Raw genomic sequence first — 13,643 nt, forward strand, 5'->3', positions numbered from 1 at the left:
GACGGAAAGGACCCCGGCGATGACCGAGAGCAATCTGCAAGACTGGCTGGGCCGGCAGACACGCGCCGAGGACACGCTGCGCGCCCAACCCGCGCGTTTTCTTCAGGCCACGCTCGACCGCGAGCCGGACCTGGCCGAGGGCGACGCGCTGCCGCCGCTCTGGCACTGGCTCTATTTCCTCGAGGCGCGCCGCGCCAGCGAGCTGGGCCGTGACGCGCATCCGAAAAAGGGCGGCTTCCTGCCGCCCGTTTCGCTGCCGCGCCGGATGTGGGCGGGCGGCCGGTTCCACTTTGACCGCCCTCTGATCCTGGGGCGGGCCGCCAGCAAACGCTCGACCATCGCCTCGGTCACCGAGAAGGAGGGGCGCAGCGGTAAGCTCTGCTTTGTCACCGTCCGGCACGAGCTGTTCCAGGACGACGCGCCCGCCCTGATCGAGGAGCATGACATCGTCTATCGCGAGGATCCGGCGCCGGACGCCCCTGCGCCCACGCCCGCCCCCGCGCCCGATGGTGCCGAGTTCTCGCGCCGAATCGCACCGACCGAGGTGATGCTGTTTCGCTATTCCGCGCTCACCTTCAACGGGCACCGGATCCATTACGATGTCGACTATGCCCGCACGGTCGAAGGCTATGACGGGCTGGTGTTTCACGGCCCGCTGACCGCCACCCTGCTGGCCGATCTGGCCAGCGCGCAGGCCGGGCGGCCCCTGCGCGCCTTCTCGTTCCGGGGGCTGGCGCCGATTGCCGGCCTTGCCCCCTTTGACATTCAGGGCCGGGCCGAGGGCGACGGCCTGACACTCTGGGCCCGGCGCGCGGACGGGGCGCTGGCCATGCGCGCCACTGCCGAGTTCTGAGGGTTCGACCGATCCGGAACCGCGGCCAGACCAGACGCGCATTCCGGGGTTTCAGCCTACCACCTCTTTCATGCCGAACACCTCTATTTCGTGGCTGAGTCCGCGGATCCGATGATTGCCGCGCGACGCGAACATACCGGGCGACGACAGGGCCACGCCGGCGGTTGCCAGCACCCGGTCGCCAAGCGTCTTGGTCAATCCCTCGATCCGGCTTGCCACGTTCACCGCAGGTCCCAGCACCGTAAAGTCGAGCCTGCCGGGACTGCCGATATTGCCATAGCTGACCCGGCCCACATTCATGCCAATGCCGATGTTCAGCGGTGACTGGTTCGCCTTCCTGCGCGCATCGTTCAAGACCGCCAGCCCCTTGAGAACCTCCTGCGCCGCGCGGGTAGCTTGCCGACACTTTCCGTTTCGCTCTTCCGGCGTGGAAATCGCAAAGACCGACAAGATACCGTCCCCCATGAATTTGAGCACATCACCGCCCAAGGTTTCCACCGACTGAACCACTAGTTCGAAATACCCGTCCAGCGCGTCAAAGACCGCGTCCTCGCCCGCAGTTTCGGAAAAGGCGGTAAAGCCGCGCAGATCGGTGAACATGACCACCGCTTCCAGCGTCTTGCGTTCACCTCGCCTGACGGTCCCGTTCCAGACCTCCTGCGAGGGCCCGTCGCCAAGATAGGTGCGCAGCAGGCTTTGGGTGGACTTGCGCATCGTCATCGGCTCCAGCGCCGAGGACAGGCCCGGTTTCGACGCCTCGATCATTGCCAGATGTTCCGGGCGGAACCCGCCGCTGTCGCGGGTGGCAAAGGTGCAGCCGTGCAGCGATCCGTCGCCATATTGCAGCAGCGTCGCGTAATAATCGGTGCCTCCCGCCTCGGCGAATTCGAGATAGGAAACATGGTCCTTGTCGCGATCAAGACCGCGAAGGCTTTTGTGCAGCGGTTTCTGATGGGTCAGGATGTATTCAAAGGCGCTGCCGATATAGTCGTCGGTCAGCATGCGCGCATGGGTGACATCATAGGTTTCGGTGCCATCGGGCGTCCAGACGATGCCCCACGCGATCAGCAAGGGGTTGGCAAACCGCTGGCCGATATTCACCCGCCAGAGCGGCACGCCGGCGTCCACCAGTGTCGCGCAATACCGCGACACCACCTCGACAGGATCGTCAGAACAGCGACCCCGGGTCATCATCCAGTGATTGAGGTCCGCAACAGGATCCATCGCTCCAGCTTAGGTCTTTGCGCCCGTGGCACAAGTCCCCATGGCCGGGTGATACCTGTTGCCTATTCCTTGACCGCCGCAACCGCCGCCGCCGCACGGATTAGCGCCGCTTCGGTCCGCTCCAACTCCTCCTCGCCCAGCGCCAGCGAGGGATAGAGCTTGCCCGGAGACTTGAACACGCCCTCGGCCCGCAGCACCGCGTTCCAGACCTGCGCCCGCTCGGGCTCGGCATGGCGGGCAGTACGGTAATCTGTGCAGGCGGCCTCGGTGAAATAGACGTCGAACAGGGTGGCGTCGCCCGACAACCGGTGCGCAATGCCCTGTGCGTTCAGTGCCCGCTCGTGCATCGCCATCAAACGTTCACCCAGATCGCGCAGGCGCGCATACTGACCCGGACGGCGCAGGATCTCGAGCGTCTTGAGCCCCGCCGCCGCCGCCACCGGATTGCCCGACAGGGTGCCCAGCTGCATCAGCCAGCGTTCGGCCCCCACCGCCCCCTTGTCGAAATGCACCATGATCCGGGCCGAGGCGCCCAGCGCCGCAAGCGGGAAGCCGCCGCCGATCACCTTGCCCAGAGTGACGATATCGGGAGTCACGCCATAATGTTCCTGCGCGCCGCCATAGGCGAGGCGAAAGCCGGTGACGATCTCGTCAAAGATCAACAGCACTCCATGACGGTCGCAGAGGTCGCGCAGGCCCTGAAGGAAGCCGGGCCGGGGCGGGATGATCCGTTGCAGCGGCTCGGCGATGATCGCGGCGATGTCGTCATGCTCGGCCAGAAGCGAGGCCACCGCCTCGAGATCGTTGAAAGGGGCCACCAGCACCTGATCGGCCACCCCCTGCGGGATGCCGGCGCTATCGGGCAGCGGGGTCGGAAAGTTGACCGAACGGGCGGGGGCAAGGCTCATCTGTGCCTCGGCAGACATGCCGTGATAGCCGCCCTCGAATTTCACGATCCGGGACTTGCCGGTAAAAGCGCGCGCCAGCCGGATCGCGTACATGTCCGCCTCGCCCCCCGAGGTGACAAAGCGCACCTGCTCGCAACAGGACACCGCCTGAACGATCGCCTCGGCAAGCTCTATCCCCTTGGTGTTGTTGGCGAAAAAGGTCATGCCCAGCGGAAGCTGTTCCAGCACCGCCTCCATCACCTCGGGATCGCCATGGCCCAAGAGCATGGGACCCGAGCCGATCAGATAGTCCACATATTCGCGCCCGTCCTGATCCCAGACCCGCGCGCCCTGCCCGCGCGCGATCACAACGGCGGGGTCGAAATTGCCAAAGCCCGCGGCGGGCAGCACCGCGCGGGCGCGTTCGACCCAATCGGCCTGGCTGTTCAGTCGGATCATATCTCTCCCTCCGGATAGGTCAGCACCGGCGCGGTTTCCAGATCGCCGCGCCACAGGACCAGCGCCATGAACGGGCGGTCATATGTGCGCGTGGCATGAGCACGCCCCGAGGGGTGGAACACATGGTCGCCCGGCCTCAGACGCCGGGGCGGATGCCCCTCCATCAGGAACTCGGCCTCGCCTGCCAGGATGAAATAGATCTCTTCGGCCGGGTGCTGGTGAAACGGATAGTATAGCCCCGCCGGCATATAGACCACATAGGCCGCAAGGCTGTCGCTGGCAAAGGGCCCGCCCTCGCCGATCAGGCAGTAGCAGGCGAACCGGTCCATGAAATCGGCCCCGAGACGCGAGCCCTGATAGGTCAGGCGCCACTGGGCCACGGCGCCCGCGGCGATGAAGGCATCGCGGATGGCGGCATAGGCTGTGGTCGTCAGGTCCGGGTCACTCTCCATCAGGGCTGCGGGCGGGATGCGGACGGGCGTGACCGGTTGTGGCGTCAGGCTGTCGGGAAGGTCGACGAAACCGGCCAGAGCGGGTTCGCGCGCATGAAGCGCTTGAAACTCGGCCAGAAGGTTTTGAAAGGCGGGATCGGTCTGGGTCATGTGGTCAATCCAGTATCAGGTCGGGTGCGCCCAATGCGCCCCGGTCGACGGTGATGCCAAGGCCCGCGCCTTCGGGCGGGGCGATGCGGCCATTTGCGCGCACCGGCGCATCCGGGGCAAGGCGAGGAGCGACATAGCCCGACAGATCACAGACATTCAGCACCCGCCCCGGTTCGGTCGCCGCCCCCAGGTGGAGCAGCGCGGCAGTGGTGATGTCACTGCCCCAGGTGTCCTCGATGCACATTCTCGCCCCAAGGTGCAGGCACAGATCCCGCGCCCGGCGGGTCGCCGAAAGCCCGCCGAATTTCGACAGTTTCAGCGCCACCGCATCCATGATGCCCAGCCGGTGCGCTGCCAGCAGCGAGGCGGTGTCATGGGCCAGCTCGTCCATCTTCATCGGAAGACCGGTGGCGTGCTGGACACGGGCGCAATCCTCCAGTGTCGCGCAGGGCTGTTCCAGCATGATATCGAGTTGCGCCACGGCCTTACCCACCCGGATCGCCTCCAGCGAGGTCGCGCCGCAATTCCAGTCCCCATAGACCAGCGGCCCCGGCCCGACCGCCGCGCGCACCTTTGCTAGCCGCTCAACATCGGTCTGCCAGTCGCCCGAGGCGCCCAGCTTGACCTGGAACTGTGTGATCCCCTGCGCCTGCGCCTCGCGGGCGATACTGGCCATTTCGTCGGGCGCGACACAAGTGATGGAGTGATAGAGCGGCATATCCGCCGCCCGCCGCCCGCCCAGCAGCGCATGAAGCGGCAGGCCCGCGACCTGCCCGGTGATGTCCCACAGCGCGATATCCAGCGCCGATTTGGCATAGGGATGACCGGGCAGAACCGCATCCGCCTGCGCCATCAGCGCGCCGACCCCGACCGGATCGGCGCCCAGGATCACCGTGGCCAGCTCTTGCAAGGCCGGGGCGACGCCGCGCGCATAAGCGGGCAGGTAATGCGGGATCGGGCAGACCTCGCCCCAGCCGGTTATCCCGGTATCCGTCTGAACCGCGATCACCACGGTTTCGACGGTGTCGCAGGTCTTGCCATCGGCCATGTAATAGGCCGTGTGGCTGGTCAGCGGCACATGCCAGAGGTTGAGGCGTGCGATTTTCATGAATAGACCGCCACCGGATCGCCAAGGGCGTCCTCATCCGGATGCACGCCAAGGCCGGGGGTTTCGGGCAAATGCAGGTGGCCGTCGATATTGCGCGGTCCCCTGCCCCCTGCAATGTCCACCGTCAGCATGTCCTGACAGGCCCAGACCGCGTGGCAGGCATGGTCCGGAATGGTCGCGGCCAGGTGCAGCGCCTCGGCATCGGCCAGAACACTGCCGCCGGTGGCCATCACGAACATGTCAATCCCATGCGCCAGCGCGATATCGCGCATCCGCGCCGCCTTGGTCAGCCCGCCGACACGGTTGAGCTTGATCCCGAATACCTCTGCGAGCCCGTCGCAGGCGACACGCGCAGCATCCTGCAGCGTGACAAGGCATTCATCCACGCTGACAGGCGCCGAATGCAGCGGGCGGATCGCGGCGATATCGTCCAGCGTCTCGCCGGGCTGTTCGAACATCACGTGTAGGTCCTCGGTCGCCCGCATGACGCGCAGTGCCTGTTGCCGGGTCCAGCCCCGGTTGACGTCGTAGAGCACGATCTCGCCGGGTTTGCGGATATCCTCGACATCGCGGATGCGCGCGATATCCCGTTCCACGTCACCGCCGATCTTGACTGAATGCGCCACATATCCGCGCTGGCGGTAGCGATCGATGACAGCGCGGGTTTCCTCGACCGTTTTGGCGCCAACCGAAGAGGCGATCGGCCGGGGTGTCCGGCTACCGCCACCCATCAGGTCGGCGATGGGCAGGCCCGCGGCCAGCCCGGCAATGTCCCAGCACGCCATGTCGATGGGGGATTTTGCATAGAGATGCCCCGGCAGCGCGATATCCATCGCGCGCTCCACATCAAGCAGCCGGCGCGGGTCAAGCCCCAGCACGAAAGGCGCCATCGTCTCGATCCCGGCGCGAATGCCCGGACCATGCGCGGGCACATAGGTATGACCCCATGGCGTGCCCTCGCCCCAACCGGTGATCCCGGCGTCGGTCTCGAGCTTGACGAGCGTCGCGTCGAGCAGCTCGAACTTCAGCCGCCCACCCGACAACCAATAGGGATGCTCCAGCGGGAGATCGACCTGATAGACGGTGATGCGGGTTATCTTCATGGGGTCACCACGATGTTGCCGGTGTGTCGCTTGGCGATGAACGAAGCCTGCGCCGCGCGCAGCTGGTCCAGCGGATAGGTCGCGGCCAGCGCGGGCCTGATCTCGCCCGCCTCGATGTAGCGGATCAGGTCCGCCATCACCTGCGGGTCGATCACGGTCGAGCCGGTAAAAGTCAGGTCGCGCAGATAAAAGGTACGCAGGTCGAACGTGACCATAGGCCCCGCGATGGCACCCGAGCAGGTATAGCGCCCGCCCCGTTCGAGGATGTCGATCAGCATCGGCCAATAGGGTCCGCCCACCACATCCGCCACCACGGTAATCTTCTCGGCCCCCAGTGCGGCCCGCAGATCTTCGGGCGCGCGGGGCAGGACGCGGTCGGCGCCCAGCGCCGCGACCTCGGCATGTTTCGCCTCGGAGGCCAGCGCGATCACCCGGGCGCCCCTCCGCCGGGCCAGCTGTACCACTGCGCCGCCGACCCCGCCCGAGGCGCCGGGCACCAGCACCGTATCCGCCCCGGTTACCTGCGCGCGGGTCAGCATGCCTTCGGCGGTGGAGTAGGAGCAGGAAAAGGTCGCCAGTTCGGCGTCCGACAGCGGGCTGTCGATGGTCAGCGCGTTGACTGCGGGGATGGTGCAATATTCGGCAAAGCCGCCATCGCGTTCCGACCCGAAATAGCCCGCCGTGTCCTTGTTCTGCGGATCAGACGGGTCACGCAGCCAATTGTCGGTGATGATCCGCTCGCCGATACGGGTGGCGCCGACCCCCTCGCCCACGGCAACGATGCGCCCGCAGACATCGGCGCCCTGAATGCGGGGAAAGGTGATCGGTGCGCCGCCCCAGGTCGGGTCCTGCGCATCGACCCTATCATAGGCGCCGCCGGTGGTGGCCTCTTGCACCGCTTTCGAATACCAGCCCGTGCGGGTGTTCACATCGGTATTGTTCAGCCCACAGGCGCCGACGCGGATGAGCACCTCGCCCGGCGCGGGCCAAGGCACCGGCCACGCCTCGTGCAGGACGATCCGGTCCAACTCGCCATGCCCCATGGTGACCATGGCGCGCATCGTGTCGGGCACGCTCATTGCGCGGGCTCCGTCACTGCATCGGCGCGGGGTTTTGTGCTGTCGGGATCATAGGCCGGTGCGCCAAGGATGCGGCCCTTGCGGGGGCTTCCGGCAATGATCACCTCGACTTCGGTTCCCGGCACGTTCACCTGCGGTTTGACATAGGCAAAGGCGAGGATCTTGCCGACCGTGTGCCCATAGACGACCGAGGCGGTCGAGCCGACCACCTTGCCATCCAGCAAGACAGCCTCGCCGCCATTGCCATCGAACCGGCCATCGGGCGCGATCTCGAGATAGGCGCAGACCCAGGGCAGGTTGCTTGAGTTCAGCGTCTTGTCCCGGCCCAGATACTCCTTGTCGGTGCGGGCAAAGCGCAGCACATCGGCCTCAGCCAGAGTCACCTCGTTGGTCAGCTCGCCCGCGCCCTTGAACGCCTTCTCCATCCGCAGCGCGTTCATCGCGAAACTGCCATAGTCGGTCAGGCCATGACCCTCGCCCGCCCCCCAGAGCGCGTCATAGACCGCAAGCGCATGGTCGCGGGGGATGTGCAACTCCCACCCGAGCTCACCGGCATAAGACATGCGCATGGCCCAGAGGCTGTGGCCCGCGACAGTGATCTGCTGCGCGGTCAGCCATTTGAAACCCGTGTTCGACAGGTCGGCATCCGTGCAGGCGGCCAGGATATCGCGAGCGCGCGGGCCGTTCAGGGCCAGCGCGGCCCAGTCGGTCGAGAGATTGCGTACCGTTATGTCCGCCGCACCGCGATGCGCGTCCAGGTGATCCAGCAGCCGCTGTTCGAAGAAGGCGGCGCAAACGAGATAGAACCGATCCTCGTCAAGCTTCACCACGGTGGTTTCCAGCTCGATTCTGCCCCGCCGGTTCAGCATATGGGTGAGCGCGATCCCCGCCACCTTTTGCGGCAGGCGGTTGGCGGTGAGACGGTCGAGCAGTGCGCCCGCGTCCGGGCCCGAGACCTCGACCTTGGTAAAGGCCGAGATATCCATGATCCCGGCGGCGCTGCGTACCGCGGCGCATTCGGTCGCGACCATGTCATGCACCGGGGTGCGGCCGAAGCCGTAGTAGTCGCGCTGCTCGATCCCGCGCGCGAACCAGCGTGGGCGTTCGTGGCCATAGACTTCCTCAAATACCGCGCCCTTGGCCTTGAGCCGGTCATAAAGCGGTGAGGGTTTCACCGGGCGTCCGGCAAGGCGGTTGAAATGGGGAAACGGGATCTCGTGGCGCAGGCAGTAGTCTTCCCTGGCCTTGATCACCTGCCAGTCCTTGGTGGCATAGGCGCCGAACCGGCGCGGGTCGAAATCGCGCATCGAGATATCGGCGGCGCCATGCACGATCCAGCGCGCCAGTTCACGGCTGAGCCCCGGCCCCCAGCCGATACCGATCTGGGTGCCGCAGCAGCACCAGTAGTTGCGAACCCCCGGTGCGGGGCCAATGAGCGGGTTGCCGTCGGGCGGGTGGCTGATCGCGCCATGCACCTCGCGCTGGATGCCGAGATTGGCAAAGATCGGCATACGGTTCAGGCTCTCTTCGAGCCAGGGCATGACCCGGTCGTAATCGGCATCGAACAGCCAGTTTTCGTAATCCCACGGGCATTCGTCGATCCAGACGGCATTGGGATTGGCCTTTTCATAGATGCCGATCAGGCCGCGCTTCTGCTCCATCCGGATATAGCCCGAGACCTTGCGGTCATCGCGGATGACCGGCAATTCGCGGTCCAGCGACTGGAACTCGGGCACCGGTTCGGTCACGAAATAGTGGTGTGTCATCGAGGTCATCGGCAGTTGCAGGCCTGACCATTCGCCCATCTGCCGGGCATAGGTGCCGCCCGCGTTGACCACATGTTCGCAGGTGATCCTGCCCTTTTCGGTCTCGACCACCCATTCACCGTTCGGCGCTTGCGTGATGTTGGTGGCGCGGGTGTGGCGGAAGATGCGCACGCCCTTTTGCCGCGCGCCCGCCGCCATCGCCATGGTCACGTTTGTCGGGTCCACATGCCCGTCATCGGGCGTGTGCAACGCGCCCAGCACGCCGTCGAGATTGTAGAACGGGTGCAGCTCTGCGATCCGGTCCGGCCCGACCAGCTCTATGTTGAAGCCCAACGCGGTGCCAACCGACAGCGTGTGGCGCAACCAGTCCATCTCATCCTCGGTATAGGCCAGCCGGAACGAACCGCAGCCATGCCAGGTCACCGCCTGCCCGGTCTCGGCCTCGAGCTTTCCGGAATAGAGACCGATGTTGTAATCGACGCACTTGCCGAGGCCAAAAGAGCTGGTCGAATGGGTGATCTGCCCGGCAGCGTGCCAGGTGCTGCCGCTGGTCAGCTCGGCCTTTTCCAGCAGGACGGTATCGCCGCCCCACCCTTCATGCGCCAGGTGATAGGCCAGGCCCACCCCCATGACGCCGCCGCCGACAATGACCACACGCGCATGGGTGGGCAGGTTCTGCTGGGACATGAAATTTTCCACTTCACGAGTCGCGTTTTCTCTCGACAGGCTAATGCTACATTTGTACCATCGTCAATCATGAATGACACAAATGTATCATCCGCAGTTCTGAGCCGCCTCACCGAAGAATGGGACGCCCTGACGCCAGAGGCGCAGAAGGCCGCGCGCTATGTGCTGGAAAACCCCGCCGACGTGGGGGTCTCCACCGTGCGCGAGATTGCCGAGGCGGCCAATGTGAAACCCAACACCTTTGTCCGCATGGCGCGGCAGGTGGGCTTTGACGGGTACGAGGATTTCCGCGCGCCCTTCCGCGACGCGATCCGGCGCGGCACGGCCAGCTTTCCCGACCGGGCGCGCTGGTTGCAGGATATCGGCCGCTCTGGCGAATTGGGCGGGCTTTATGCCGACATGGTGGGCGCTGCGATCCGCAATATCGAGGAGACCTTTGCCGGCATCGACGCCGAGCGGCTGAAAACAGCGGCCGAGGCGATCTGGGCCAGCCGTCAGGTCTTTACCTTGGGCGTCGGCGTGAACAATGCCAATGCGCGCAATTTCACCTATCTCGCCTCGACCGGGATGACCGATTTCCACGCCATTCCGCGCCCTGGTTCGACAGCGGTGGACGATCTGGCCTGGGCCGATCAACGCGACGTGCTGATCGCCATGACCTGCCGCCCCTATCGGGCCGAGGTGGTCGAGGCGGTGCGGATCGCCCGCGATCAGGGATTGACCGTGATCGCCCTGTCCGACAGCCCCGCCAGCCCGATCATCCGCGCCGCGCAGTACGGGTTTGTCGTGGCGGTGGACACACCGCAATTCTTTCCCTCGTCGGCGTCGACCATCGCACTGCTGGAAACCCTGCTCAGCTTTGTCATCGCAGTGGCCAGCGACGAGATCGTCACCCGCGTCGAAACCTTTCACCAAAGGCGCCATCAACTGGGCCTATACACCGAAGAGCCGGAGTGACCCTCATGCCCGAACCCGTCCGCTCGCTGGAGGCGCGTTATTACACCGATCCGGCGATCTTTACCGCCGAACAGGCCGGGCTGTTCGCCCGCACATGGCAATTTGCCTGCCATGCCAGCCAGTTGGAAAACCCCGGCGATTACCTTGCCTTCGATCTGGGCGACGAAAGCCTGTTCTGCATCAAGGGGCGCGACGGGGTGATCCGCACCTTTTACAACGTCTGCCAGCATCGGGCGCATCAGCTGGTCAGCGGCGCCGGATCGACCCGTGTCGTGGTCTGTCCCTATCACGCCTGGACCTATGAGCTGACCGGCCACCTGCGTGCCGCGCCCAACGCCAAATCGGTGCCCGGTTTCGACGCCGCGCGAATCTGCCTGAGCGAGGTCCGGACCGAGGTCTTTCTCGGCTTCGTCTTTGTCAACCTCGACCCGGAGGCGCAGCCGATGGACGACTGGTTCCCGAACGTGCGGGCCGAGCTTGAGGCCTTTGTCCCGAACTGGTCCGATCTGAAACCGCTGGAATGGGTCGAGATCCCCGAAGACTGCAACTGGAAGGTGTCGGTCGAGAACTACTCCGAATGCTACCATTGCAGCCTAAACCACCCGACATTTTCCACCGGCGTGATCCGGCCCGAGACCTATGACATCCAGCCGCAAGGCTATTGCCTGCGCCACACAACCGAATGCAACGATCTGAGCCAGATGAGCTATGACATCGACAGCGGTTTTCCCAACAACGATCGCTATTCCAGCTGGTTTCTGTGGCCGATGTTCTCGTTCCAGGTCTATCCGGGCAACCTGTTGAACACCTATCACTGGCGGGCGGTGGATGCGGGCCGAGTGGTGGTCTGGCGCGGCTGGTATTCAGTGGGTGGCGCCGAGAACGAAACCGTGCGCCGCATGGCGGTGCAGGACCGCGCCACCACGGTCGAGGAGGATATCCGGCTGGTGGAATCGGTCCAGCGCGGCCTGCGCTCGCGCGGCTATGTGCCGGGGCCGCTGGTGGTCGACCCCGGTTGCGGCGTAAACTCGGAACACTCCATCCTGCACCTGCAGAAATGGATGCGCGAGGCGGTTGCGGCCGAGCCGATGTCTTGAAAAGACATCGGTCCGAAATCCGCGCCGGATTTCGGCCACCGCAAGACAGAAACGGAGCGACAAGATGAGCACATTCGACGAAGACCTGTTCCTCAAGGGGCTGGAACAGCGCAAGGCCACGCTTGGCGCGGAGTATGTGGAAAAGAACCTCGCCGCAGCAGACGAGTTCACCCGCCCTTTCCAGGAGGCGATGACCGCCTGGTGCTGGGGCTTTGGCTGGGGGGACGACGTGATCGAGCCCAAGACCCGCTCGATGATGAACCTCGCCATGATCGGCGCATTGGGCAAGATGCATGAATGGGAGATCCATTGCCGGGGCGCGCGCACCAACGGTGTCAGCCGCGACGAGATCCGCGCCATCATCCATGTGATCGGCATCTATTGCGGCGTGCCGCAGGCGCTGGAGTGTTTCCGCGTCGCCCGGCGGGTGCTCGACAGCGAGGACTGAGTCCGCGGACACCCGGGACTTTCTGCGCCGATGTCCGATTTGAACCCCAACTGGTCCGACCATGTCCGCGACTCGAGGCCGATTCCCGGCGAATGTGACGCAAAGGGAGTCGGATTCGATGGGCTATTCAGGATTACGGGTCATCAAAGAGGCGCTGACCGGTCACCGCGGCTGGGGACCGGCCTGGCGCGATGCCGCGCCCAAGGCGCAGTATGACTATGTCATCATCGGCGGCGGCGGCCACGGGCTGGCCACCGCCTATTACCTCGCCAAGGAGTTCCGCCAGGCGCGGATTGCGGTCCTGGAAAAGGGCTGGATCGGGGGCGGCAACGTGGGCCGAAACACCACCATCATCCGCTCGAACTATCTGCTGGACGGCAACGAGCCGTTCTACGAGTTCTCGCTGAAACTGTGGGAGGGGCTGGAGCAGGAGCTGAACTATAACGCGATGGTCAGCCAGCGCGGCATCCTCAACCTGATCCATTCCGACGCCCAGCGCGACGCCTTCATCCGCCGGGGCAATGCGATGATGCTGAACGGCGCCGATGCCGACCTGCTCAGCACCGAACAGATCAAGGCACGCTATCCGTTCCTGAATGTCGACAATGCCCGGTTCCCGATCAAGGGCGGGCTGGCGCAGCACCGGGGCGGCACCGTGCGCCACGACGCGGTGGCCTGGGGCTATGCCCGCGCCGCCGACCGGCACGGCGTCGACATCATCCAGAATTGCGAGGTCACCGGCTTCCGCATCGAGAACGGCACCTGCACCGGGGTCGAAACCTCGCGCGGGGTGATCGGCGCGGGCAAGGTGGCGGCCTGTGTCGCGGGCTCCTCCTCGCGGCTGATGGAAAAGGCGGGCATGCGCCTGCCGATCGAAAGCCACGTGTTGCAGGCCTTTGTCTCCGAGGGTCTGAAACCGCTTCTGCCCGGTGTGATCACCTTTGGCGCGGGGCATTTCTATTGCAGCCAGTCCGACAAGGGCGGGCTGGTCTTCGGCGGCGATATCGACGGTTACAACTCCTATGCCCAGCGCGGCAACCTGCCGGTGATCGAGGATGTTTGCGAGGGCGGCATGGCGATCTTTCCGATGCTGGGCCGCGCCCGTCTGCTGCGCAGCTGGGGCGGCATCATGGACATGTCGATGGACGGCTCGCCGATCATCGACCGCACCCATATCGGCGGGCTCTATTTCAACGGCGGCTGGTGTTACGGCGGGTTCAAGGCGACGCCGGCCTCGGGCTTTGCCTATGCGCATCTTCTGGCCACCGACAGCCCGCACAAGACCGCCACCGCCTATCGGTTCGACCGGTTCGCACGCGGGCGGATGATCGACGAAAAGGGCATGGGCAACCAGCCCAACCTGCATTGAGAGG

12 protein-coding genes are annotated in these 13,643 nt (G+C 65.2%); 5 read left to right on the forward strand and 7 right to left on the reverse strand.

Features of this window, described 5'->3' with window-relative positions; translation table 11 throughout:
- The first annotated feature begins 19 nt into the window (after window positions 1-19).
- The gene (locus AC2FNA_RS02670) at window positions 20-853 is read left to right on the forward strand and encodes an HTD2 family dehydratase (RefSeq protein WP_496824252.1); all 834 of its coding nucleotides are present in this window, start codon (window positions 20-22) and stop codon (window positions 851-853) included.
- Window positions 854-904: 51 nt separating this feature from the next.
- Here AC2FNA_RS02670 and AC2FNA_RS02675 read toward each other — a convergent pair whose 3' ends face one another.
- The 7 genes from AC2FNA_RS02675 to AC2FNA_RS02705 all read right to left on the reverse strand — a co-directional run bounded on the left by AC2FNA_RS02675 (window position 905) and on the right by AC2FNA_RS02705 (window position 9,768).
- A complete protein-coding gene (locus tag AC2FNA_RS02675; RefSeq protein ID WP_496824254.1) occupies window positions 905-2,077 on the reverse strand; it encodes an adenylate/guanylate cyclase domain-containing protein in 1,173 nt (390 codons plus the stop codon).
- Between the two features lie 62 nt (window positions 2,078-2,139).
- A complete protein-coding gene (locus AC2FNA_RS02680) occupies window positions 2,140-3,423 on the reverse strand; it encodes an aspartate aminotransferase family protein (protein ID WP_496824256.1) in 1,284 nt (427 codons plus the stop codon).
- Window positions 3,420-4,025, reverse strand: coding sequence for a dimethylsulfonioproprionate lyase DddQ (gene dddQ / locus AC2FNA_RS02685; protein ID WP_496824258.1), 606 nt, complete (start codon window positions 4,023-4,025; stop codon window positions 3,420-3,422). Before dddQ ends, AC2FNA_RS02680 begins: the two co-directional genes overlap by 4 nt.
- A gap of 4 nt (window positions 4,026-4,029) precedes the next feature.
- The gene (locus tag AC2FNA_RS02690; RefSeq protein WP_496824260.1) at window positions 4,030-5,133 is read right to left on the reverse strand and encodes a mandelate racemase/muconate lactonizing enzyme family protein; all 1,104 of its coding nucleotides are present in this window, start codon (window positions 5,131-5,133) and stop codon (window positions 4,030-4,032) included.
- Complete coding sequence (locus AC2FNA_RS02695; RefSeq protein WP_496824262.1) at window positions 5,130-6,236, reverse strand: mandelate racemase/muconate lactonizing enzyme family protein; 1,107 nt, start codon at window positions 6,234-6,236, stop codon at window positions 5,130-5,132. Before AC2FNA_RS02695 ends, AC2FNA_RS02690 begins: the two co-directional genes overlap by 4 nt.
- Window positions 6,233-7,315 (reverse strand): alcohol dehydrogenase family protein, encoded by a 1,083-nt coding sequence (locus AC2FNA_RS02700; protein WP_496824264.1) that lies wholly within the window; start codon window positions 7,313-7,315, stop codon window positions 6,233-6,235. Before AC2FNA_RS02700 ends, AC2FNA_RS02695 begins: the two co-directional genes overlap by 4 nt.
- On the reverse strand, window positions 7,312-9,768 hold the full coding sequence (locus tag AC2FNA_RS02705) for an FAD-dependent oxidoreductase (RefSeq protein WP_496824266.1): 2,457 nt from the start codon (window positions 9,766-9,768) through the stop codon (window positions 7,312-7,314). The genes AC2FNA_RS02700 and AC2FNA_RS02705 overlap by 4 nt, the downstream gene beginning before the upstream one ends.
- A gap of 69 nt (window positions 9,769-9,837) precedes the next feature.
- On the opposite strand from AC2FNA_RS02705, the gene AC2FNA_RS02710 reads away from it, so the two are divergent.
- From AC2FNA_RS02710 to AC2FNA_RS02725, 4 genes are all read left to right on the forward strand, one after another.
- A complete protein-coding gene (locus AC2FNA_RS02710) occupies window positions 9,838-10,725 on the forward strand; it encodes a MurR/RpiR family transcriptional regulator (RefSeq protein ID WP_496824268.1) in 888 nt (295 codons plus the stop codon).
- Window positions 10,726-10,730: 5 nt separating this feature from the next.
- Window positions 10,731-11,822 carry an aromatic ring-hydroxylating oxygenase subunit alpha gene (locus AC2FNA_RS02715; protein ID WP_496824270.1) on the forward strand — a complete coding sequence of 364 codons (1,092 nt, stop codon included), beginning with the start codon at window positions 10,731-10,733 and terminating at the stop codon, window positions 11,820-11,822.
- Between the two features lie 64 nt (window positions 11,823-11,886).
- Entirely contained in the window at window positions 11,887-12,270 is a 384-nt protein-coding gene (locus AC2FNA_RS02720) for a carboxymuconolactone decarboxylase family protein (RefSeq protein ID WP_496824272.1), read from the forward strand.
- A gap of 118 nt (window positions 12,271-12,388) precedes the next feature.
- Complete coding sequence (locus AC2FNA_RS02725; protein ID WP_234140823.1) at window positions 12,389-13,639, forward strand: sarcosine oxidase subunit beta family protein; 1,251 nt, start codon at window positions 12,389-12,391, stop codon at window positions 13,637-13,639.
- Window positions 13,640-13,643 lie beyond the last annotated feature (4 nt).

This window comes from Ruegeria sp. YKSD163, from assembly GCF_059612905.1.

Excerpts from the sequence above, each read along its gene's own strand:
- AC2FNA_RS02720 (WP_496824272.1), top strand. The coding sequence starts at position 11,887 with ATGAGCACATTCGACGAAGACCTGTTCCTCAAGGGGCTGGAACAGCGC.
- AC2FNA_RS02690 (WP_496824260.1), bottom strand. The coding sequence starts at position 5,133 with ATGAAAATCGCACGCCTCAACCTCTGGCATGTGCCGCTGACCAGCCAC.
- dddQ (WP_496824258.1), bottom strand. The coding sequence starts at position 4,025 with ATGACCCAGACCGATCCCGCCTTTCAAAACCTTCTGGCCGAGTTTCAA.
- AC2FNA_RS02670 (WP_496824252.1), top strand. The coding sequence starts at position 20 with ATGACCGAGAGCAATCTGCAAGACTGGCTGGGCCGGCAGACACGCGCC.
- AC2FNA_RS02675 (WP_496824254.1), bottom strand. The coding sequence starts at position 2,077 with ATGGATCCTGTTGCGGACCTCAATCACTGGATGATGACCCGGGGTCGC.
- AC2FNA_RS02695 (WP_496824262.1), bottom strand. The coding sequence starts at position 6,236 with ATGAAGATAACCCGCATCACCGTCTATCAGGTCGATCTCCCGCTGGAG.
- AC2FNA_RS02700 (WP_496824264.1), bottom strand. The coding sequence starts at position 7,315 with ATGAGCGTGCCCGACACGATGCGCGCCATGGTCACCATGGGGCATGGC.
- AC2FNA_RS02725 (WP_234140823.1), top strand. The coding sequence starts at position 12,389 with ATGGGCTATTCAGGATTACGGGTCATCAAAGAGGCGCTGACCGGTCAC.
- AC2FNA_RS02710 (WP_496824268.1), top strand. The coding sequence starts at position 9,838 with ATGAATGACACAAATGTATCATCCGCAGTTCTGAGCCGCCTCACCGAA.
- AC2FNA_RS02705 (WP_496824266.1), bottom strand. The coding sequence starts at position 9,768 with ATGTCCCAGCAGAACCTGCCCACCCATGCGCGTGTGGTCATTGTCGGC.
- AC2FNA_RS02680 (WP_496824256.1), bottom strand. The coding sequence starts at position 3,423 with ATGATCCGACTGAACAGCCAGGCCGATTGGGTCGAACGCGCCCGCGCG.
- AC2FNA_RS02715 (WP_496824270.1), top strand. The coding sequence starts at position 10,731 with ATGCCCGAACCCGTCCGCTCGCTGGAGGCGCGTTATTACACCGATCCG.